The following is a 19707-nucleotide window of genomic DNA, read 5'->3' as shown; positions in this document are numbered from 1 at the left end:
CTACTCCTCGAACGACTCCTCGAACAGCGGGTCCTGGCTGCCCTCCGCCTCCCGCTGCTCCTGCCGCACCCGCCGGTTGCGCATGCCCACCACCACGGCCGCGCCCGCCGCCGCCGCGCCGAGCGCCGCCGGGACCATCCAGCCGCGGTCGAGGATGTGCCCGAGGGCGTGGTCGAGGGAGAGGCGGCCGGGGCCCGCGATGGCGATGCCGGTCGCGGCCAGGCCGAGGGTGGCGGGGTGCTCGAGGCCACCCTCCGTGTTGAAGAAGCCGTTCGGGGCGTGCACCGCGGCCGCGCCCGCCATGTTTCCGGCCGCCACCGCGCCCGCCGCCGGGGTGGCCAGGCCCAGCGCCAGCAGTGTGCCGCCGCCGAACTCCGCCAGTCCCGCCGCCATGGCGCTGGCCTTGCCGGGCTTGTAGCCGACGGACTCGAACCACTGGGCCGTCCCCTCGATCCCGCCCCCGCCGAACCAGCCGAACAGCTTCTGCGCGCCGTTCGCCGCAAGAACCCCGCCAGTGCCCATCCGGAGCAGCAGCAGGCCCAGATCATGTCGGTCGTAGCAGGTCACGATGACTCCCGGAGCAGACAGCAGGAACAGTTCCCCACCCGGTTTCCCGAATTTCCCCGATCTCCCCGCTCCCACCGTCGCATCCCTGCCACCCGCCGGCCCTCCCGGGCAGCCGTTCGGGTGGCGGCCCGTGCGGCGCGATGTGAGTCTGCTGGCATGACGATTCAGCCAGCCAAGCTGAGTGACCCGGCCGTTCGCGCCTTCGTCACCGCTGTCAACGCCCATGACCGGGAGGGCTTCCTGACCCTCCTCGCACCCGGCGCGACCATGTCGGACGACGGTGCGGACCGCGACCTCGCAGACTGGATCGACCGGGAGATCTTCTTTTCCCACGGCCATATGGAGGTCGACAACGAGTCGAACGGCGGCCGCTCCCTCATCGCCCGCTACAGCAACGACACCTGGGGCGAGATGCGTACCCGGTGGAGCTTCGTCGTCGAGGACGACGGGAGGATCTCCCGTTTCGAGACCGGGCAGGCGTGAGCGCCCGTACGACGGCCGGAAGGCCTTGCGTTGAAGTGCGCTTCAACTCCTAGCCTCCCGAGGCATGGAGATCACCAGGACACTCGGACGCAGCGGCATCCAGGTCAGCGCCCTCGGCTTCGGCTGCTGGGCGATCGGCGGTGAATGGCAGGATGCCAGCGGGCAGCCGCTCGGCTGGGGCAGGGTCGACGACGAGGAGTCCGTACGGGCGATCCACCGCGCCCTCGACCTCGGTGTCACCTTCTTCGACACCGCCGACACCTACGGCACCGGCCACAGCGAACGCATCCTCGGGCGTGCCCTCGGCAAACGCCGGGACGATGTCGTCGTCGCCACCAAGTGGGGCAACGTCTTCGACGAGGGCACCCGCACCCTCACCGGCGGCGACGACTCCCCGGCGTACGCCCGCCGTGCGCTGACCGCCTCCCTGCGCCGTCTCGACACCGACCACATCGACCTCTACCAGTTCCACCTGTCCGACGCCGACGCCGAAAGGGCCGCCGAACTCCGCGATGCCTGCGAGGAGTTCGTGCAGGAGGGGCTGATCCGGGCGTACGCGTGGAGCACCGACGACCCCGCCCGCGCCGCCGTCTTCGCCGAGGGGGCGCACTGTGCGGCCGTTCAGCACGCCGCCAATGTGCTGCACGACGCGCCGGAGATGTTCGCGCTGTGCGAGGAGGCCGGTCTGGCCAGCATCAACCGCAGCCCGCTCGCCATGGGCCTGCTCACCGGCCGGCACGCCGGGCGGCCGCGCCTGGAGACCGGGGACATCCGCAGCAGGCCGCCGGCCTGGCTGCAGGGCTTCGCCACGGGGTCCGGAGCCGATCCGGCGTGGCTGGCCCGCGTCGACGCGCTGCGGGACGTTCTCACCAGTGGCGGTCGTACGCTCGGGCAGGGTGCCCTTGCCTGGCTGTGGGCGCGTAGCCCGCACACCGTGCCGATCCCGGGCTTCCGATCCGTCGCCCAGGCCGAGGAGAACGCCGGCGCCATGGCCCACGGAGCGCTCACCGCCGAGCAGTTGACGGAGGTGGACCGCATCGTCGGGCGGTGAACCACACGCCGGCCCTCGATGTGTGCGGCGGCTGTTCCACGGCCCCGGTGCGCACCTCGCGGTCCCACGCGAGGTCCACCCCCAACCGGTGCCGTGGAACAGCCGCCGCCTCCCCCCTCGGTGTGGCCCGCGGAAGCTCGACACTCCAAGTGTGAAGTTCCTGTGGAGGAGAGTTGAGCATAAGTCCTCTACCGGCAGCAATGAGGCGGACGGTGAAACTCCGGTTGTGCAGGTTGAGCGTTCACGCGGGTGCGGGGTGACGGTTCAGCCGCGTCCCACGTACGGCATCGCCGTCGCCAGCACCGTCGCGAACTGCACGTTCGCCTCCAACGGCAGCTCCGCCATGTGCCGCACCGTGCGCGCCACATCGGCGACGTCCATCACGGGCTCGGGCCTGACCTCTCCGTCGGCCTGCAGCGCGCCCGTCTGCATCCGCTGCGTCATGTCGGTCGCCGCGTTGCCGATGTCGATCTGCCCCACCGCGATGCGGTACGGGCGCCCGTCCAGTGACAGGGATTTGGTGAGGCCGGTCAGCGCGTGCTTGGTGGCCGTGTAGGCGACCGAGTGCGGGCGGGGCGTATGGGCGGAGATCGAACCGTTGTTGATGATCCGGCCGCCATGGGGGTGCCCCCGCTCGAGCGAAGCCGAGAGTGGGGGAGGGTCCTGCTCCTTCATCTGCCGGTACGCCGCCTGCGCGCACAGGAACGCCCCGTTGAGGTTGGTGTCCACCACGTGCCGCCAGGCCTCGTACGGCAGCTCCTCGACCGGGACCCCGCCCGGCCCGAACGTCCCCGCGTTGTTGAACAGCAGGTCCATCCGCCCGAACCGCTCGACGGTGGCGGTGAAGAGTCCGGCCACGTCCCCAGGTTGTGACACGTCCGTGCGTACGACGAGGGAGACCCCCTCGGGTACGAGTGCCGCCGTCTCCTCCAGGGCCTCCGGGCGGCGTCCCGCGAGCGCCACCGACCAGCCCGCGCGCATCAGCTCCACGGCGACCGCGCGGCCGATGCCGGAGCCGGCGCCGGTCACCACGGCGATCTTCGACTGCAGGGCAGTTTGCTTGGCATTCATGGGCTCGCAGCGTAGGCGAGGGTCCGCCATGCGGAACTCATCCGCCCGCCATCCGAGTGTTGTGTACGTGCCAAGCGCGGGTCGTTCCCGGCCACTCCAATGCCTCCTGCATCGAATCGACAGGTTCGTCAGGGGAGGACCGGATGACATCCGCAGCACGCCCGTCACAGCACGACCCCGAATTCCGCGCGGCCGCCCGGCACATCGGCCGCCGTCGCTTTCTGACCGTCACCGGCGCGGCCGCCGCGCTCGCGTTCGCGGTGAACCTGCCCACCGCGGGCGTCGCCGGCGCCGCCGAACTCGACGCCGCGCGGATCACCGACGACCCGTTCACCCTCGGCGTCGCCTCCGGCGACCCTCCCCCATAGCCTTAAGAGCATGGGGGGACCCCCATCCCGACTCCGTGCTCCTGTGGACGCGGCTCGCCCCCTCCCCGTACGAGAGCGGCAGCGGACTGCCCGCCGAGCGCGTCGAGGTGCGCTGGGAGCTGGCCCTTGACGAGCGGTTCCGCCGGGTGGCCCGACGCGGCAAGGCCACCGCGCACCCCGAGTTCCACCACACCGTGCACGTCGAGGTCGACGACCTCGCGCCCGGCCGCGTCTACTACTACCGCTTCCGCGTGGGCAGTTGGGTCAGCGAGACCGGTCGCACCCGCACCGCGCCCGCCACCTCGCAGCGCACCTCGGGCCTGACCCTCGCCGCAGTGTCCTGCCAGGCGTACCACGACGGCTACTACACCGCGTACCAGCACCTCGCCCAGGACGACGTCGACGTCGTCTTCCACCTCGGCGACTACCTCTACGAGTACGCCGTCAACTCCGTCGGCGGCGCCCGCAACCACACCGACCGCGTGCTGCCCGACCTCTTCAACCGGGAGACCACGACCCTGGAGGACTACCGCCTGCGGTACGCCCTCTACAAGACCGACCCGGACCTGCGCGCCGCGCACGCCGCGCACCCCTTCGTCGTCACCTGGGACGACCACGAGACCGAGAACAACTACGCCGGTGACACCCCGGAGAACAGCGTCCCGCCGGAGGAGTTCCTGCTGCGCCGCGCCTCCGCGTACCGCGCGTACTGGGAGAACCAGCCGCTGCGCCGCCCGCAGCTGCCGGACGGCCCGGACATGCAGCTCTACCGCCGTCTGCAGTGGGGCCGGCTCGCCCAGTTCGACATCCTGGACACCCGCCAGTACCGCACCGACCAGGCCAACGGCGACGGCTGGAAGACCCCGACCGCCGAGTCCGAGGCCGCGTCGCAGACGCTGCCCGGCTTCACCCAGGAGCGGTGGCTGATCGACGGCTGGCGCCGCTCGCGCGCCCTGTGGAACGTGGTCCCGCAGCAGGTCACCTTCTCCCGCCGCAACCACCCCACCGCCGGCAACACCACGCGCTCCATGGACTCCTGGGACGGCTACCCGGCCTCCCGCGAGCGCCTGCTCAAGGGCGCGGACGCGGCCCGCGTGGAGAACCTCATGGTGCTCACCGGTGACGTCCACGTCTCCTACGCGATGGACATCAAGCGGGACTTCGACGACCCGGACTCGCACACGGTCGGCACCGAGATCGTCACCACGTCGATCACCAGCGGCAAGGACGGTTCGGCGCAGCCGTCGAACTGGGCGGGCTACCTTGCGCGTAACCCGCACATGAAGCACTACAACGGTCAGCGCGGTTACGTGACCGTCGACCTCGGCGAGGACTCGGCCCGGGCCGACTTCAAGACGGTGCCGTACGTGACCACGCCCGGGGCGCCGGTCACGACGGCCGCGTCCTTCGTCACGGAGGCGGGGAAGCCGGGGCTCAGGCAGGTGTGAGCTGCGGCTCGTCCGCCTGGTCGGGATGCTCGCCGGGGTAGCGGACGCCGATGCGGTCACGGATCGCGTCGAGCGTCCGCATCACGGCGAGCGTGCCGTCGAGCGGGACGAGGGGGGACTCGGTCTCGCCGGCGCGCAGGGCCCGCATCACCTCGCGGGCCTCGTGCTTGAGGCTGTTGTGGGGGTCGGCGGCCGGGTCGTGGCCGAACTCCTCGGGGTCGCGGCCGTCGCGGTGCAGGACGAAACGGTCGGGGTTGAAGAAGCCGTTCGGGATGTCGATACGGCCGTGCGAGCCGGTGACCGAGGCGGCGACGGGCGTACCGCCGACGATGGAGCAGTGCACCGAAGCGAGAGCGCCGCTCTCCCAGGAGAGCAGTGCTCCCGTCTGGAGATCGACGCCCTCATCGGAGAGCACCGCTCTCGCCGTGATGTCCGACGGCTCGCCCAGCAGTAGATGCGCGAAGGAGACCGGGTAGACGCCGAGGTCCAGCAGCGCGCCCCCGCCCTGCTGCGGATCCCGCAGTCGATGCGCCGGCGGGAAGGGGCCCGCCAGTCCGAAGTCCGCCTGAACACTGCGCACTTCGCCGATCGCCCCGTCGTCCACCAGCGCCTTCAGTCGCCGCACCAGCGGATTGCAGTACATCCACATCGCTTCCATCAGGAAGCTCCCGTGCTCCCGCGCCAGCGCGACCAGTTCCTCCGCCTCGCGCACGTTCAGCGTGAACGCCTTCTCGCACAGCACGTTCCGCCCCGCCGCCAGACACAGACCCGCGGCCTCCCGGTGCGCCGCGTGCGGAGTGGCGACGTACACGACATCGACGCCCTCGTCCCGCGCCAGCAACTCCCAGTCGCCGTACGCCCGGGGGATCCCGAACCGTTCCGCGAACGCCTTCGCCGAGCCTGAAGTCCGCGAGGCCACCGCCACCACCTCCGCGTCCGGCAGATCCACCAGATCCGCCGTGAACGCCGCCGCGATCCCGCCCGTCGCCAGGATCCCCCACCGCACGCTGTCCGCCGTCATGCCCGCCCCGCCCTCGTTCTCGTTCGATCTTGTTCGTTCTCGTTCGATGTCACCAGGCACTGTGTTCGAACTGAGAGCATAGGGGCGGACTGCTGCATGCAAGAGGGAGGGGCACATGGTCGAAGGCGGGGCACCGATACCGGATCTTTCTCAGGCGGCCGCACCGACGATGCGGCCGCCCGTTCGTGCACTGCGCCGCACCGGACTGCTCGTCACGCTCATCCTCGGCGGGCTCACCGCCGTCCCGCCGCTGTCCATGGACATGTACCTCCCCGCCATGCCGGAGGTCACCGAGTCCCTGCACGCACCCGCCGCGACCGTGCAGCTCACGCTCACCGCCTGCCTGGCCGGCATGGCGCTCGGACAGCTGGTCGTCGGCCCGATGAGCGACCGGTGGGGCCGCCGGCGGCCGCTGCTGACCGGACTCGCCGTGTACATCGTCGCCACCGTCCTGTGCGCGATGGCACCCACCGTCGAGTCCCTGGTCGCCTTCCGGCTGGTGCAGGGCCTCGCCGGTGCGGCCGGGATCGTGATCGCGCGGGCGGTCGTGCGCGACCTGTACGACGGCGTGGCCATGGCCCGCTTCTTCTCCACCCTCATGCTGATCTCCGGGGTCGCCCCGATCGTCGCGCCGCTCATCGGCGGGCAGATCCTGCGGGTGACGGACTGGCGGGGCGTGTTCGTGGTCCTCACGGCCGTCGGGGTGCTGCTCGCCGGGGTCGTCTGGTTCCGGCTCCCGGAGACCCTCCCGCCCGCCGAACGCCACCGCGGCGGCATCGGCGAGGCCCTGCACTCGATGCGCCGGCTCCTCGCCGACCTGCCCTTCACCGGCTACATGCTCGCCGGCGGCTTCGCCTTCGCCGCGCTGTTCGCCTACGTCTCCGCGTCGCCGTTCGTGATCCAGGAGATCCACGGCGCCTCCCCGCAGACCTTCAGCCTGCTGTTCGGCCTGAACTCCATCGGCCTCGTCGCCGCCGGGCAGATCAACGGCAAGGTGCTGGTCGGCCGGGTCCGCCTCGACCGGGTCCTCGCCCTCGGGCTGACGGTCGTCGTCCTGGCCGCGACCTCGCTGCTGCTGATGTCGCTGGGCGTCTTCGGCGAGATGGGGCTCGTCCCGGTCTCCGGCGCGCTGTTCGTCCTGATGACCGCGATGGGTTTCACCCTGCCCAACGCGCAGACACTCGCCCTCCTGCGCACCAGGCACTCCGCCGGCTCGGCGTCCGCCCTGCTCGGTACGTCCTCCTTCCTCATCGGCGCCATCGCCTCCCCGCTCGCCGGGATCGGGGGCGAGCACACCGCCGTCCCCATGGCCGTCGTCCAACTGGCCGCAGCCCTGGTGGCGGTGGCCTGCTTCGTGGGATTGTGCCGACCTTGGAACGCGGGTACGGGCGTGGAGGGAGCGGGGAGCTGAGTGCGCCGAGGCTGCGGAGCGGCACACCGGAACGGGCCGGACTCGACCCCGGCGAACTCCGTCTCCTCGTCCGCGACGTCCAGGGCCTGACGACCGGTGAGCGCCCGTGGGCCGCGGGTGCCGTCGTCGTCGCCGGGCGCGGGCCGGTGCTCGCGGTGGAGGAGGCGGCGGGTCACGCCGTGCGGTACGCGGCGTACGACCCGGAGACGGACGCGGGGGTCGAACTGCCGGCCGCCGACCGGGTGCCGATGACCGTGGACACGCCCTTCGACCTCGCCTCGCTCACCAAGCTGTTCACCGCGGTCGCCGCGGTCCAGCAGATCGAACGCGGCACGCTCGGCATCGACGCGCGCGTGGGCGACTACCTGCCGGACTTCCGCGCCGCCGCCCGGCACGGCGTCACCGTACGGCAGCTGCTCACCCACACCTCCGGGCTGCGGCCCGAACTCCCGCTGTACGACTGCCCGGACGACACCGGACGGCAGGCGCTGCTGCACGCGGAGCCGCCGACGGGGAAGCCCGGCGTGTACCGCTACTCCGACCTGAACATGCTGCTGCTCCAGTACGCCCTGGAACGCATCACCGGCCACCCCCTGGACGTCCTCGTACGCGACGGGATCACCCGCCCGCTGGGGATGTCGTCGACAGGCTTCGGCCCGTGCCCGGGCGCGGCGGCGACGGAGGACCAGCGCCGGCCGTGGGCGAAGGCCGACCGGGGGATGCTGCGGGGGGTCGTCCACGACGAGAACGCGTGGGCGCTGGGCGGGGTGGCCGGTCACGCGGGACTGTTCGCCACGGGGCGGGACCTGGCGTGTTCTGCCGGGCGCTGCTGGCGGGGGTTCGTACGGGCCGGCGCGCATCCTGGGCCCGGATTTCGTGGAGCTGCTGCTGACGCCGCCCGGGCTGGGGTTCGTGCTGGACCAGCCGTGGTTCATGGGGGAGCTGGCGGGGCGGGGAGCGGCCGGGCACACCGGTTTCACGGGGACATCGCTGGTGCTGGACCGGGCGACGGACACGTTCCTGATCCTGCTCGCGAACACGGTCCACCCCTGCCGCCGCGCCCCGGACAGCCGACCGCGGGCAGCGGCGGGGACGCGGGTGGCTCGGGCGGTGCGGGGGGTGTGAGCGGGCCATTGTGAGCGGTGCTCTTGGTGGTGAGCGGTGCTCTTGGTGATGGGTGGTGCCCTCGGTGGTGAGCGGTGCTCTCGACGGCGAGCGGTGCTCTCGACGGCGAGCGGTGCCTCGGTGGTGAGCGGTGCTCTCGACGGTGAGCGCTGCCCTCAGCGACGTGCGGCACGCTCGAATGTGAGCGGTGCTCGCAAAGCGGTGCGCCGCTCCACCTCGCCGCCCCATAGAATCGCCAGGTGAACGCCCCCCAGTCCCCGGCCGAAACCCTCCGCGCCGCCCTCGCCGGGCTGCTCGACGGACTTCCGCCCCGGCAGGCCGCGCAGGCCGTGGAGCGGCTGATCGGTCATTACCGGGGCGCCACCCCGACCGACGCCCCGATCCTTCGGGACCGTGCTGACGTGGCCGCGTACGCCGCGTACCGGATGCCGGCCACGTTCGAGGCGGTGCGCTCGGCGCTGGGGGCGTTCGCGGCGGCCGTGCCCGGGTGGGTGCCCGGCGGGCATGTGGACGTCGGGGGCGGTACCGGCGCCGCGAGCTGGGCCGTCACCGCCACCTGGGGCGGGGTCCGGCCGGTGACCGTGCTGGACTGGGCCGAGCCCGCGCTCGCGCTCGGGCGCGAGGTCGCCGCCGCCAACCCGGCGCTGCGGGACGCCCGCTGGCAGCGCTCTCGTATCGGAGCGGCGCTCACCCTCGAGAGCACCGATCTCGTCACCGTCTCCTACGTCCTCAACGAGCTCACCGCCCCCGACCGCGCCGCCCTCGTCGACGCCGCCGCGGCCGCCGCCCAGGCCGTCGTCCTCGTCGAGCCCGGCACCCCCGACGGCTACGCCCGCATCATCGACGCCCGCGACCGTCTGATCGCCGCCGGCTTCCATATCGCCGCCCCCTGCCCGCACAGCGCCGCCTGCCCCATCGTCCCCGGCGCCGACTGGTGCCACTTCTCGGCGCGGGTCAGCCGTTCCTCGTTGCACCGGCAGGTCAAGGGCGGCTCCCTCGCCTACGAGGACGAGAAGTTCAGCTACGTCGCCGCCACCCGTTTCCCGCCCACGCCGGCCCCCTCCCGGGTCGTCCGCAAACCCCAGATCCGCAAGGGCCAGGTCCTCCTCGACCTGTGCGAGACCGACGAACAGCTCCGCAGGACGACCGTCACCAAACGCCACGGCGACCGGTACAAGGCGGCCCGCGACGCCGACTGGGGCGACGCGTGGCCGCCCGTGGAGTTGTCGTAGGCGGGTCGCCGCTCCCTCTGTGATCTGTGACGCCCGTCACCTCCGGCCGTGTCACATCCCGCCGAGCCGTTCCGTCAGGGGGGTGTAGCCACCGACCACGGCAGAGGAGCCCACCATGGAAGCCCGTTTGAACGTCTTCGGCAGCCCGACCGCAGGCAAGTTCCTGAAGCACATCGTCGCTGCGGGCAAGGTGCTCGCGGACTCGCCGCTGCCCGCAGCGACGCAGGAACTGGTGAACCTCCGCGCGAGCCAGATCAACGGCTGCGGTTTCTGCACCGACATGCACACCAAGGACGCCCTCGCCGCCGGTGAGACCTCCGTACGCCTCAACCTGGTCGCGGCCTGGCGTGAGGCCACGGTGTTCACCGAGGCCGAGCGTGCCGCGCTGGAGCTGACGGAACAGGGCACCCGCATCGCGGACGCGGCCGGCGGTGTCACGGACGAGGCCTGGGCGAACGCCGCCAAGCACTACGACGAGGAGCAGCTCGCCGCCCTGGTGTCCCAGATCGCCCTCATCAACACCTTCAACCGGCTGAACGTCATCACCCGGCAGCCCGCCGGCGACTACCAGCCCGGCCAGTTCGGATAGCCGGGAGTGCGTCGGGGGCGGCTCGGTTCAGGGGGCGTGACGAGACGCAACGTCTTGTCGGCCTGGTAAATTCGCCCCATGGCCAAGAAGTCCGCCCCCGACGCCACCCGCCGCAGCGAGAAGTCCCGTCGCGCGATCTACGCCGCCGCCCTCGAACTCGTCGGCGAGGTCGGTTACGCCAAGACCACCGTCGAGGGCATCGCCGCCCGCGCCGGCGTCGGCAAGCAGACCATCTACCGCTGGTGGTCGTCGAAGGCCGACGTCCTGCTGGAGGCCTTCCTCGCCCTGGCCGAGCAGACGGCACAGGACGCCGGACAGGAGCCGTACGCCACCATCCCGGACACCGGCGACCTCGCCGCCGACCTCAAGGCCGTCCTGCGCGCCACGGTCGACGAGCTGCTCGACCCCCGGTTCGAGGTCCCGTCCCGCGCCCTGGCCGCCGAGGGGCTGGTCAACGAGGAGCTCGGCCGGGAGTTCGTGGCCAAGCTCCTCGAACCCTCGCTCCAGCTGTACGTCCAGCGCCTGCGCTCCGCACAGAAGGCCGGCGACGTACGCCCCGAGGTGGACCCCCGTATAGCCCTGGAACTCTTCGTCTCCCCGCTCGCCCAGCGCTGGCTGCAGCACACCGGATCCATCTCGTACGAGTACACCGACACCCTCGTCGACTACGCCCTGTACGGAATCGCGCCCCGATGACCTGCACCCTGATAAATGGCGGCAAAGTGCCCGATGACCCCTGATCCCTGTGTGGAGTACGTCTCGCCCCACCCACCCCGGTTGGGGACTGCCGCCCCCCAAGGAGCAGGATGGTGGGACCATGGAGCAAGCTGTCCGTTTCGGCAGCGAGGTTCAACGGCGAGGTTCGACAGCGAGGCGAGGGGATAGATGAGCGCGGAGTTCGGCGGTCGCACCGGCCGGCAGGGCAAACTCTCCCAGTGGCTGCGGGGACGCCGCCCGAAGGAGGCCGCTGCCGACGACGGCGGCCGTGAGGACCTGCTGCTCGCCGTCGCCGCCGCGGGGCTGCCGCTGGCGCCCGCCGCGTACCCGGCCCCCGGTTATCGCTGTTCCTGTGACCGCGTCGGCTGTCCGACGCCCGCCCGGCACCCGGTGTCGTTCGCCTGGCAGACGCAGTCCACGACCGACCGCGCGCAGATCGAGCGCTGGGCCCGCCATCAGCCGCAGGCCAACTTCATCACCGCGACCGGCATGGTGCACGACGTCCTCGACGTGCCCCTGGAGGCCGGTCGCGAGGCGTTGCAGCGTCTCCTCGCCGCCGGCGTGGAGGTCGGCCCGGTCGCCGCGAGCGACGACGGCCGCATGCTGTTCTTCACCCTCACCCGCGGCACCCCCGAGGACGAGGACGAGTGGTGGCCGTGCGAGCTGGACTGTCACCCCGAGACGATGGACGAGCATCCGGGCCTGCGCTGGCACTGCCGCGGCTCCTACGTCCTCGTCCCCCCGGCCCGCCTCCCCGGCGACGACCAGAGCGTGCACTGGGTACGCGGCCCCGAGCATGAGCTGCCCGATCCGCTGAGCCTGCTGGAAGTCCTCACCGACGCCTGCGCCCGGTACGCGGGCACGGAGCCGGACCACGCGAGCGCGGCCTGGCCCCTGCGCCACTGAGCGGCCGAGCGCCCTACTCGCCCTTCGCCGCCGTCAGCCCCTGGATCCGGCCCAGCACTGTCACCTGCTGGTTCCCGGAGCCCTTCTCCGGGGCCAGGGCAACCTCGTTGGAGACGACCTCCAGCGTCAGTGACTGCTTGATCTCGCCGGTCGTCAGGGCCTCGACGTCCTTGTTCGGCGTCGGTACCGACGTGCCGGCCGCGGCCGTCTGCTTCTCGAAGTGGCGGGTGCTGAAGAACACCAGCGCCCCGCCGTCGGCGGTGCGCAGCGCCACGGGGGCGTAGTCGCCGTTCGTCAGCGGCTCGTCGATGTACTGGGTGGCCAGGCCCGGCTTGCTCTTGTTCTTGTCACGCAGTTCGCGCCACGTGGTGGTGTGCGTGCCGGGCGCGAAGGCGTCCCCGCCGTCCTGGAGGTACGTCGTGTAGTTCTGGCTCAAGTCGCCCGGTGCCACGGCGAGTTCGGGGGAGTTCGCGGGGATCGCCTCGGCCCAGCCGTCCTTGTCCTTCTTGAACTCCGGTACCTTGCCGGGCGCCACCAGCGTGAGATACGACACCTGCCACTGCTCGGTGAGCCCGTTGCGGGTGAACACCATCAGCCAGCGCGCGGCGGAGCCCTTGTTGGCCGCGGCGTCGGCGAGGAACCAGCGCGGCCAGCCGGCCTTCTTCGGGATGGTGTACTCGACGTCGCTGAACTTCAGCGGGGAGTGCGCGGGATTGCCGTCCGGGTTGTTGGCGCGGCCCGCCTTCAGGCGCGCCTCGTCGATCGCGCCCAGGGGGCCGGTGACATGGTCGGCGTCGAGGGAGCTGTCGTAGGCCTTGTCGGCCCTGTTGTACGCGGCCGTGAACTCGGCCAGCGCCTTGGCCGCCTCGTCCTCGGTCGTCGCGGGGAGCACCTCACGCTCGCCGTGCACCACCACGCACCCGCTCGCCGTCACCGACAAAGCGGTCATCGAAGCTGCCATGAGCACGCTCCGGTCCAGCCTGCGAAGCCTGCGAGGGCCGCGATCCCTGCTCATCGGGTCCTTTCACCTTCCCCTTCCCGGAGGCGAACCCTACCGGGGCCGGGGAACGCGTGGGCGCCGGGACCGACTTCAGCGGCCACACCGTGACCTGGCCTTCACACGTCCCGCCGGGGGGTCACCAGGACCGCTCCCGTGCGCGGGTGCGGGAGCACCTCGACGGGCTGGTCGTAGACGTCCGTGAGGAGCCGGTCGGAGAACACCTCCGCCGGGGGCCCGTCGGCGGCGATCCGGCCGGCGTGCAGGATCGCGACACGGTGCGCGTAGGCCGCCGCGAGCCCCAGATCGTGCAGGACGACCACCACCGCGTCGCCGGCCCGGGCTCGCTCCCGGCACAGCCGCAGCACCAGCTCCTGGTGCTTGAGGTCGAGGGCGGCGGTCGGCTCGTCGAGCAGCAGCAGCGGGGCGCGTTGGGCGAGTACCCGGGCGAGCGCGACACGGGCCCGCTCGCCGCCGCTGAGCGCGGAGAAGGGCCGCGCGGCGAACGCGGTCACCTCGGCCCGCGCCATCGCCTCGCCGACCGCTGTGTCGTCCGAGTCGGCGCCCTCCCCGCCGACGGCCGCCCAGGGTGCGCGCCCCATCCGGACCACCTCCTCCACCGTGAACGGGAAGGACAGCGCCGCCGACTGCGGCAACACGGCCCGGCGCAGAGCGAGTTCGGGCGCGGACCAGTCCGACACCGGGCGGCCGTGGATCCGCACGACGCCTTCCGCGGCCGGGAGATCGGCGGCCAGGGTGCCCAACAGGGTCGATTTTCCCGCCCCGTTGGGGCCGACGAGGGCGAGCACCTCGCCGGCGCGGACGGTCACGTCGACGCCGTGCAGGACGGTACGCCCACCGAGGCGGACCTGCAGGCCCTCGGTCCCGGCGAGGACGTCGCCGGGCACCGGCACCGGTGGGGGAACGGGTCGCGTGCGCAGGCGGATCACGCCCAGCCTCCTTGCTTGCGTCGGGTCCGGCGCAGCAGCCAGAAGAAGAAGGGGCTGCCGAGCAGTGCTGTCAGTACACCGAGGGGGAGCTCGGCGGGCGCGGCCAGCGTCCGGGCCGCGAGATCGGCGCCGAGCAGCACCACCGCCCCGCCCAGGGCGCTGCCCGGAACGAGGAAGCGGTGCCCGGGTCCTGCCGCCATCCGCAGCAGGTGCGGTACGACGAGACCGATGAAGCCGATGACACCGGAGACGCTCACCGCGGCCGCCGTCAGCAGCGCGATGACGAGGATGAGCACGATCCGCAGTCGCTCCACGTCCACGCCCAGGTGGCGGGCGGGCCGGTCGCCGAGGGCGAGCAGGTCCAGGCGGCGCGAGTACAGCGGCGCGAGCAGCAGGCCGACCGCCGCGCACGGCAGCACCGCGAGCACCTTCGGCCATGTCGCCTGGGCGAGGGAGCCCAGCTGCCAGAAGGTGATCTGGTTCACCGCAGCGGTGTCGGCGAGGAAGATGAACAGGCCGACGAGCGCCCCGCAGAACGCGTTCACCGCGATACCGGTGAGGATCAGCGTCACGACCTCCGTACGGCCGCCCGAGCGCGACATCGCGTACACCAGCAGCACGGTGCCGAGACCGGCGACGAAGGCCGTCGCCGGGAGGGTCCAGTTGCCGAGGAAGGTCAGACCGAGCGCGATCGAGGCCACCGCACCGACCGCCGCGCCCAGGGAGACACCGATCGTGCCCGGTTCGGCCAGCGGGTTGCCGAACACACCCTGCATCAGCGCGCCCGCGCAGCCCAGCGAGGCCCCGACGAGCAGGGCGAGCACGATCCGCGGGAAGCGGACGTTCCACAGCACGGACTCGGCGACCCGGTCCGGCTCGGCGCCGCCCAGCCCGACCCTGTGCAGCACCGAGCCGAGGACGTCACCGACCGGGATCGGGTAGGCGCCGATACCGGCGGCCACCGGGACGAGGACGAGCAGGGCGAGCACCAGCCCCGCGGTCAGCAGCCAGGCGGTGCCCCGGGGTCTGCGGGGCGGGGTGCCGGGCGGTGGGGCCGCTTCCTCGGCGGCCCTCTTCTCCAGCACCGTCATACGGCACCACCCATCGTCCGGTTCCTCTCGGTCGGTGTTTCAATGCCGGGGTGACTGACTACGACGTCCTGCGGGTCTTCTGCAGCCCCGGCGGGGGATACGGCAACGAACTCGGCGTCGTCCGCGACGGCTCGGTCATGCCCGAGCGGAGCGACCGGCAGGCGTTCGCCGCGAAGCTCGGCTTCAGCGAGACCGTGTTCGTGGACGACCCCGAGCGCGGGGTCATCGACATCTACACCCCCAGCACCCGGCTGCCCTTCGCCGGACACCCCTGCGTCGGCGCGGCCTGGCTGCTCGACGTGCCCGAACTCATCACGCCCGCCGGGGTGGTGGGCGCCCGGCAGGACGGGGAGTTCAGCTGGATCGAGGCCCGCGCGGAGTGGGCTCCGCCGCGCACGCTGCGCCGGTACGGCACGGCGGCCGAGGTCGACGAGCTGCCCGTGCCGCCGCCGGGGGTGGAGGCACCTCCCACGCCTTTCGGGCAGTGGGGGAGGGTGTACGCCTGGGCCTGGGAGGACGAGGCGGCGGGCCGCGTCCGCGCCCGCGCCTTCCCCGGCCGTGACGACGGCATCGACGAGGACGAGGCGACCGGCGCGGCCGCCCTTCTCCTCACCGACCGACTGGGCCGCGCTCTCAACATCACCCAGGGCACGGGCTCACAGATCCTGACGGCTCCACAGCCGGAGGGCTGGGTCGAGATCGGCGGACGCGTGCTCCTCGAGCGTTAGGCACTCAGTGGGAACTCCTCGCTCAGTGCCTGGAAGACCGCCATGTTCAGCCGGAACGCCCGCTGGCACTCGGCGATGATCCGCTGCTTCTCCAGGTCGTCCGCCCGGACGTCGTCCAGCAGTTGGCGGTAGCCGCGCTTGAAGGCCGCCGGGTTGGAGATCTGGTCGAAGACGTAGAAGCGGACCCCGTCACCCTTCTTGTCGAAGCCCCAGGTCTTCTCCGCCCGGTCGCGGACGACCTGGCCGCCGGCGAGGTCGCCGAGGTAGCGGGTGTAGTGGTGGGCGACGTACCCGCCCGGCCAGGTGCGGGCACACTCCTCGATCCGGTCGGCGTACGCCTGCGTGGCGGGCAGCGCGGAGAGGGTGGACCGCCAGCCGGGGCCCCGCAGATGCGCCAGGTCCCGTTCGAGCGACGCCGTCCGCATCAGCTCCGGGCGGACGAAGGGGCCGGCCACCGGGTCGGACGTCAGCCGCCCGGCGCCGGACTCCAGGGCCTCGTACACGAACCACAGCTGCTCGGTGTAGCGCGCGTAGGCGTCCACCCCCAGCCGGCCGCCCAGCAGATCGCTCATGAATGTCGACGAGTTCGCCTCTTCGTGCAGCTCGTGGGTGGTGGTGCGCAGGAGCGTCGAGAAGGAGTCCATGAGCCCAGATTCTCTATGGTTAGGCTTACCTAAGTCAATGCTTTTGCCGACTCACTGTCGGTAAATGTGTACCCGAATCGTCCCGGAAACCACCCAAAAAGGCCCGCCCTCCGAAGAGAGCGGGCCTGCACAGCGGGGCCGGTCAGGGCAGCGTCAGAATCTCCGCTCCCGTGTCCGTCACCACCAGCGTGTGCTCGAACTGCGCCGTCCGCCTGCGGTCCTTCGTCACGACCGTCCAGCCGTCGTCCCACATGTCGTACTCGTGCGTGCCGAGCGTCAGCATCGGCTCGATCGTGAAGGTCATCCCGGGCTGCATGACCGTCGTCGCGTGCGGGCTGTCGTAGTGCGGGATGATCAGGCCCGAGTGGAAGGACGAGTTGATGCCGTGTCCGGTGAAGTCGCGGACCACGCCGTAGCCGAAACGCTTGGCGTACGACTCGATCACACGGCCGATGACGTTGATCTGGCGGCCCGGTCTGACCGCCTTGATCGCGCGGTTGAGGGACTCGCGCGTGCGCTCCACCAGCAGACGGCTCTCCTCGTCGACGTCGCCGACCAGGTACGTGGCGTTGTTGTCGCCGTGCACTCCGCCGATGTACGCGGTGACGTCGAGGTTGATGATGTCGCCGTCCCGCAGGACCGTGGAGTCCGGGATGCCGTGGCAGATGACCTCGTTGATGCTCGTGCACAGGGACTTCGGGAAGCCGCGGTAGCCGAGCGTCGAGGGATAGGCGCCGTGGTCGCACATGTAGTCGTGCGCCACCTTGTCCAGCTCGTCGGTGGTCACACCCGGTGCGATCAGCTTCGCCGCCTCCGCCATCGCCTGCGCGGCGATACGGCCGGCGACGCGCATCGCCTCGACCGTCTCCGGGGTCTGCACCTCCGGCCCCGCGTACGGGGTCGGCGCGGGCTTGCCGACGTACTCGGGGCGCCGGATGTTTCCGGGCACGGAACGGGTGGGAGACAGCTCCCCTGGGACGAGCAACGACTGGCCAGACATATCAGGGAGTCTAACCAGCGGGCATACGAGACCATGTCCCTGGCGAAAGGAGCCGGTCATGGCCCTGTTCAAGAAGCGCACGGTCGGTAAGCCGGGCGAGTGGTACTACTGCCTGCTGCACAAGAAGGTCGAGGAAGGGCCGGAGTGCCCCGCCAAGGACCGCTTCGGGCCGTACGCCTCCCGCGCGGAGGCCGAGCACGCGATGGAGACCGCCCGCGAGCGCAACCTCGAGTGGGAGACCGACCCCAAGTGGCACGACACCCCCACCGGCACGGACGACGACTGATCAAGCCTTGGCCGCCGCCCGCTGGGCGCGCACCCGCACCGCGTGCTCGCTCGTCCGGGCGTCGTACGTCATCAGCTTCGGCAGGCACAGGGCGAGCAGCCCCACCGCGCCCACGCACAGCAGCCCGCCCGACCACACCGACGCCCGCACGCCCCACCACGCGGCGAAACCGCCCGACCTGACCTGGCCGAGGGTCGGCCCGACCGAGTACGACAGCAGCTCGATCCCGGCGAGCCGGCCCCGCAGCTCGTCCGGGATCGTCTGGTTCCACATGACCCCGCGGAAGATCCCGCTGACCATGTCGCAGCCGCCGGCCACGGTCAGGCACAGCAGCACCAGCCACACGTTGCCGACGACTCCGGCGGCCGCGATCGACACGCCCCACAGCGCGGCCGAGAGGACGACCATCCGGCCGTGCCGGTGGATCCTCGCGGTCCAGCCGCTGGTCACGCTCACCAGCAGCGACCCGAGCGGCACCGTCGCGTACATCAGTCCCAGCGACCACTCGGCGTCCAGCTCGTCCGCCAGGAACGGCAGCAGGGCCAGCGGCATCGCCAGGAACATCGCGGCGAGGTCCACGGCGTAGGTGCCGAGGAGCTCCTTGCGGCTCCAGGCGTACCGGGCGCCCTCGGCGATGGCCCGAAGCGAGGGTTTCGCCGCCTCGTGCGAGGCGGGGGAGGAGGCGAGGGGAATGATCAGCGCGACCGAGACGACGAAGGTGACCAGGTCGGCCGCATAGGCCCAGCCGAGCCCCGCGTACGCCACCACCACACCCGCCACGGCCGGGCCCGCGACCCCGCCGACCGTCCAGCGCAGGGAGTTGAGGGAGGTCGCGGCCGGCAGGTGCTCATGGGCGACGATCCGCGGCCAGAGCGAGTCGAGCGCCGGGCGCTGCACGGAGACGAGAGCCGAGGACAGGGCGGCCACGACATACAAAGGCCACACGGCGGGCTGCGGCAGAGCTGCGTTCACCAGCAGCACCGCACTGAGCAGCCCCTGGCCCGCCTCGGTCCAGATGATCAGCCCGCGCTTGTCGAGCGCGTCCGCGAGCGCACCGCCGTACAGCCCGAAGACGATCAGCGGGATCAGCTCCACGGCACCGATCGCCCCGACCGCCGCCGCTGACCCCGTGAGTTCCTTGATCTGCACCGGCAGCGCGACGAACGTCAGGAAGCTCCCGAAGTTCGAGATCAGCCCCGACAGCCACAGCCGCCGGAAGTCGGCGGAGGCCCGCCAGGGGGCGAGGTCCGGCAGGAGGGCGCGCAGGCCGGAGGGCGGTTCGTCGGTCACGAACGGTCATGCTCCGCGGGTGGCGGAGCCGGCGGCAACTGCTTTTCGGCCGGTGGGCAAGGTCACCAGCGGGCAGGCGGCGGCGCCGTCAGTTCGTCCGCCAGCCTCGCCAGCCGGTCCCTCAGCCGCCGCCCCCGCGCCGCGGGCAGCGCGTTCTCCCCGGCCGCCGCGCTCACCAGGTGCTGCACGGTGTCCAGGTCCAGCTCGGACTCCTCCCGCACGGCCAGCGTCTCGTGCGCCATCGCGGTGAGGTCCCCGTCGGCCGAACCGAGGGCCAGCACCGTCGCCCCGGCCCGCCGCGCGTCGTGCACCCGCTCCAGCAGCGGCGCACCCGGGCCCTCGGGCGACACCACCAGCAGCGTCTCACCACGCCGGGCCGCCTCGATGCGCCCCAGCCCGACCGCCAGATGCGCCGGATCCGAGGGGCGCGCGTCATGGCGTACGAGGGTGGGGGCCAGCTCCGGCGTACCCGACCAGGCGGCCTCGTCCACCAGGTGGGCCGCCAGATGCCATGGCTCGTACTCCGGCGCGCCGACGAGCAGCAGCCCGCCCCCGTGCGACACCACCGACCCGCGCAGCACCCCCGCGAACCGCCGGGTGGCTCCCAACCACTCGGTCCCGGCGAGTACTTCACGCAGCAACGCGACCCGTACGGCATCCATACGGCCGTATCCTGCCGTAACAGGGCACTCGTGACCCGGAGTTCACCGTGAATTCGCCCAAGATGGGCAC

At 71.8% G+C, this 19707-nt stretch carries 19 protein-coding genes and 2 pseudogenes; 11 read left to right on the top strand and 10 right to left on the bottom strand.

What is annotated here, in order from left to right:
- On the bottom strand, positions 1-567 hold the full coding sequence (locus StrepF001_RS26735; RefSeq protein WP_129800784.1) for a DoxX family protein: 567 nt from the start codon (positions 565-567) through the stop codon (positions 1-3).
- Between the two features lie 156 nt (positions 568-723).
- On the opposite strand from StrepF001_RS26735, the gene StrepF001_RS26730 reads away from it, so the two are divergent.
- Both StrepF001_RS26730 and StrepF001_RS26725 read left to right on the top strand, forming a co-directional pair.
- Positions 724-1050: a nuclear transport factor 2 family protein gene (locus StrepF001_RS26730; RefSeq protein ID WP_129800783.1), complete on the top strand. Its 327-nt coding sequence runs from the start codon at positions 724-726 to the stop codon at positions 1048-1050.
- Between the two features lie 64 nt (positions 1051-1114).
- On the top strand, positions 1115-2101 hold the full coding sequence (locus tag StrepF001_RS26725) for an aldo/keto reductase (RefSeq protein ID WP_129800782.1): 987 nt from the start codon (positions 1115-1117) through the stop codon (positions 2099-2101).
- A 264-nt stretch (positions 2102-2365) separates the two neighbouring features.
- Here StrepF001_RS26725 and StrepF001_RS26720 read toward each other — a convergent pair whose 3' ends face one another.
- Positions 2366-3172, bottom strand: coding sequence for an SDR family oxidoreductase (locus StrepF001_RS26720; RefSeq protein ID WP_129800781.1), 807 nt, complete (start codon positions 3170-3172; stop codon positions 2366-2368).
- Positions 3173-3315: 143 nt separating this feature from the next.
- Here StrepF001_RS26720 and StrepF001_RS26715 point away from each other — a divergent pair.
- A pseudogene (locus tag StrepF001_RS26715) lies at positions 3316-4988 on the top strand (alkaline phosphatase D family protein).
- Here the strand turns inward: StrepF001_RS26715 and StrepF001_RS26710 are convergent.
- The gene (locus tag StrepF001_RS26710) at positions 4975-6009 is read right to left on the bottom strand and encodes a Gfo/Idh/MocA family oxidoreductase (protein WP_129800780.1); all 1035 of its coding nucleotides are present in this window, start codon (positions 6007-6009) and stop codon (positions 4975-4977) included. The pseudogene StrepF001_RS26715 and the gene StrepF001_RS26710 sit on opposite strands and share 14 nt — an antisense overlap.
- A gap of 115 nt (positions 6010-6124) precedes the next feature.
- On the opposite strand from StrepF001_RS26710, the gene StrepF001_RS26705 reads away from it, so the two are divergent.
- From StrepF001_RS26705 to StrepF001_RS26680, 6 genes and pseudogenes are all read left to right on the top strand, one after another.
- Positions 6125-7420, top strand: coding sequence for a multidrug effflux MFS transporter (locus StrepF001_RS26705; protein WP_129800779.1), 1296 nt, complete (start codon positions 6125-6127; stop codon positions 7418-7420).
- Positions 7372-8545, top strand: a pseudogene (locus tag StrepF001_RS26700) (serine hydrolase domain-containing protein). Before StrepF001_RS26705 ends, StrepF001_RS26700 begins: the two are co-directional and overlap by 49 nt.
- A 239-nt stretch (positions 8546-8784) precedes the next feature.
- Positions 8785-9777, top strand: a complete 993-nt coding sequence (locus tag StrepF001_RS26695; RefSeq protein ID WP_129800778.1) for a small ribosomal subunit Rsm22 family protein — start codon at positions 8785-8787, stop codon at positions 9775-9777.
- 115 nt (positions 9778-9892) lie between these two features.
- Entirely contained in the window at positions 9893-10366 is a 474-nt protein-coding gene (locus StrepF001_RS26690) for a carboxymuconolactone decarboxylase family protein (RefSeq protein ID WP_129800777.1), read from the top strand.
- A gap of 78 nt (positions 10367-10444) precedes the next feature.
- Positions 10445-11062 (top strand): TetR/AcrR family transcriptional regulator, encoded by a 618-nt coding sequence (locus StrepF001_RS26685; protein ID WP_129800776.1) that lies wholly within the window; start codon positions 10445-10447, stop codon positions 11060-11062.
- A 189-nt stretch (positions 11063-11251) separates the two neighbouring features.
- Positions 11252-11989: a bifunctional DNA primase/polymerase gene (locus StrepF001_RS26680; RefSeq protein ID WP_129800775.1), complete on the top strand. Its 738-nt coding sequence runs from the start codon at positions 11252-11254 to the stop codon at positions 11987-11989.
- Positions 11990-12002: 13 nt separating this feature from the next.
- Here the strand turns inward: StrepF001_RS26680 and StrepF001_RS26675 are convergent, their stop codons facing one another.
- The 3 genes from StrepF001_RS26675 to StrepF001_RS26665 all read right to left on the bottom strand — a co-directional run bounded on the left by StrepF001_RS26675 (position 12003) and on the right by StrepF001_RS26665 (position 15027).
- Positions 12003-13004, bottom strand: a complete 1002-nt coding sequence (locus StrepF001_RS26675; protein ID WP_129800774.1) for a hypothetical protein — start codon at positions 13002-13004, stop codon at positions 12003-12005.
- A 101-nt stretch (positions 13005-13105) separates the two neighbouring features.
- Positions 13106-13936, bottom strand: a complete 831-nt coding sequence (locus StrepF001_RS26670; RefSeq protein ID WP_165396376.1) for a heme ABC transporter ATP-binding protein — start codon at positions 13934-13936, stop codon at positions 13106-13108.
- Positions 13933-15027 carry an iron ABC transporter permease gene (locus StrepF001_RS26665; protein WP_129800773.1) on the bottom strand — a complete coding sequence of 365 codons (1095 nt, stop codon included), beginning with the start codon at positions 15025-15027 and terminating at the stop codon, positions 13933-13935. Before StrepF001_RS26665 ends, StrepF001_RS26670 begins: the two co-directional genes overlap by 4 nt.
- A 50-nt stretch (positions 15028-15077) precedes the next feature.
- Here StrepF001_RS26665 and StrepF001_RS26660 point away from each other — a divergent pair, with 50 nt between their 5' ends.
- Positions 15078-15755, top strand: a complete 678-nt coding sequence (locus StrepF001_RS26660) for a PhzF family phenazine biosynthesis protein (RefSeq protein WP_129800772.1) — start codon at positions 15078-15080, stop codon at positions 15753-15755.
- On the opposite strand, the gene StrepF001_RS26655 is transcribed toward StrepF001_RS26660, so the two are convergent.
- Positions 15752-16399: a biliverdin-producing heme oxygenase gene (locus tag StrepF001_RS26655; protein ID WP_129800771.1), complete on the bottom strand. Its 648-nt coding sequence runs from the start codon at positions 16397-16399 to the stop codon at positions 15752-15754. The two genes, StrepF001_RS26660 and StrepF001_RS26655, sit on opposite strands and share 4 nt — an antisense overlap.
- A gap of 142 nt (positions 16400-16541) precedes the next feature.
- The gene (map, locus tag StrepF001_RS26650) at positions 16542-17399 is read right to left on the bottom strand and encodes a type I methionyl aminopeptidase (RefSeq protein ID WP_129800770.1); all 858 of its coding nucleotides are present in this window, start codon (positions 17397-17399) and stop codon (positions 16542-16544) included.
- Positions 17400-17457: 58 nt separating this feature from the next.
- Between map and StrepF001_RS26645 the strand changes: the two genes are divergently transcribed.
- Positions 17458-17685: a hypothetical protein gene (locus StrepF001_RS26645; RefSeq protein WP_129800769.1), complete on the top strand. Its 228-nt coding sequence runs from the start codon at positions 17458-17460 to the stop codon at positions 17683-17685.
- Here the strand turns inward: StrepF001_RS26645 and StrepF001_RS26640 are convergent, their stop codons facing one another.
- Both StrepF001_RS26640 and StrepF001_RS26635 read right to left on the bottom strand, forming a co-directional pair.
- Positions 17686-18975, bottom strand: a complete 1290-nt coding sequence (locus StrepF001_RS26640) for an MFS transporter (protein ID WP_129800768.1) — start codon at positions 18973-18975, stop codon at positions 17686-17688.
- A 62-nt stretch (positions 18976-19037) separates the two neighbouring features.
- Entirely contained in the window at positions 19038-19637 is a 600-nt protein-coding gene (locus StrepF001_RS26635; RefSeq protein WP_129800767.1) for a hypothetical protein, read from the bottom strand.
- Between the last annotated feature and the right edge of the window lie 70 nt (positions 19638-19707).

The organism is Streptomyces sp. F001, from assembly GCF_004187715.1.
Lineage (GTDB): Bacteria > Actinomycetota > Actinomycetes > Streptomycetales > Streptomycetaceae > Streptomyces > Streptomyces flavusporus.
Note: the sequence above shows the minus strand (reverse complement) of the source record. Positions and strands in the feature narration are given on the sequence as shown.

Bases quoted from the DNA above. Each gene is read 5' to 3' on its own strand.
- StrepF001_RS26730 (WP_129800783.1), top strand. From the start codon at position 724: ATGACGATTCAGCCAGCCAAGCTGAGTGACCCGGCCGTTCGCGCCTTC.
- StrepF001_RS26725 (WP_129800782.1), top strand. From the start codon at position 1,115: ATGGAGATCACCAGGACACTCGGACGCAGCGGCATCCAGGTCAGCGCC.
- StrepF001_RS26720 (WP_129800781.1), bottom strand. From the start codon at position 3,172: ATGAATGCCAAGCAAACTGCCCTGCAGTCGAAGATCGCCGTGGTGACC.
- StrepF001_RS26710 (WP_129800780.1), bottom strand. From the start codon at position 6,009: ATGACGGCGGACAGCGTGCGGTGGGGGATCCTGGCGACGGGCGGGATC.
- StrepF001_RS26705 (WP_129800779.1), top strand. From the start codon at position 6,125: ATGGTCGAAGGCGGGGCACCGATACCGGATCTTTCTCAGGCGGCCGCA.
- StrepF001_RS26690 (WP_129800777.1), top strand. From the start codon at position 9,893: ATGGAAGCCCGTTTGAACGTCTTCGGCAGCCCGACCGCAGGCAAGTTC.
- StrepF001_RS26685 (WP_129800776.1), top strand. From the start codon at position 10,445: ATGGCCAAGAAGTCCGCCCCCGACGCCACCCGCCGCAGCGAGAAGTCC.
- StrepF001_RS26680 (WP_129800775.1), top strand. From the start codon at position 11,252: ATGAGCGCGGAGTTCGGCGGTCGCACCGGCCGGCAGGGCAAACTCTCC.
- StrepF001_RS26675 (WP_129800774.1), bottom strand. From the start codon at position 13,004: ATGAGCAGGGATCGCGGCCCTCGCAGGCTTCGCAGGCTGGACCGGAGC.
- StrepF001_RS26665 (WP_129800773.1), bottom strand. From the start codon at position 15,027: ATGACGGTGCTGGAGAAGAGGGCCGCCGAGGAAGCGGCCCCACCGCCC.
- StrepF001_RS26655 (WP_129800771.1), bottom strand. From the start codon at position 16,399: ATGGACTCCTTCTCGACGCTCCTGCGCACCACCACCCACGAGCTGCAC.
- map (WP_129800770.1), bottom strand. From the start codon at position 17,399: ATGTCTGGCCAGTCGTTGCTCGTCCCAGGGGAGCTGTCTCCCACCCGT.
- StrepF001_RS26645 (WP_129800769.1), top strand. From the start codon at position 17,458: ATGGCCCTGTTCAAGAAGCGCACGGTCGGTAAGCCGGGCGAGTGGTAC.
- StrepF001_RS26635 (WP_129800767.1), bottom strand. From the start codon at position 19,637: ATGGATGCCGTACGGGTCGCGTTGCTGCGTGAAGTACTCGCCGGGACC.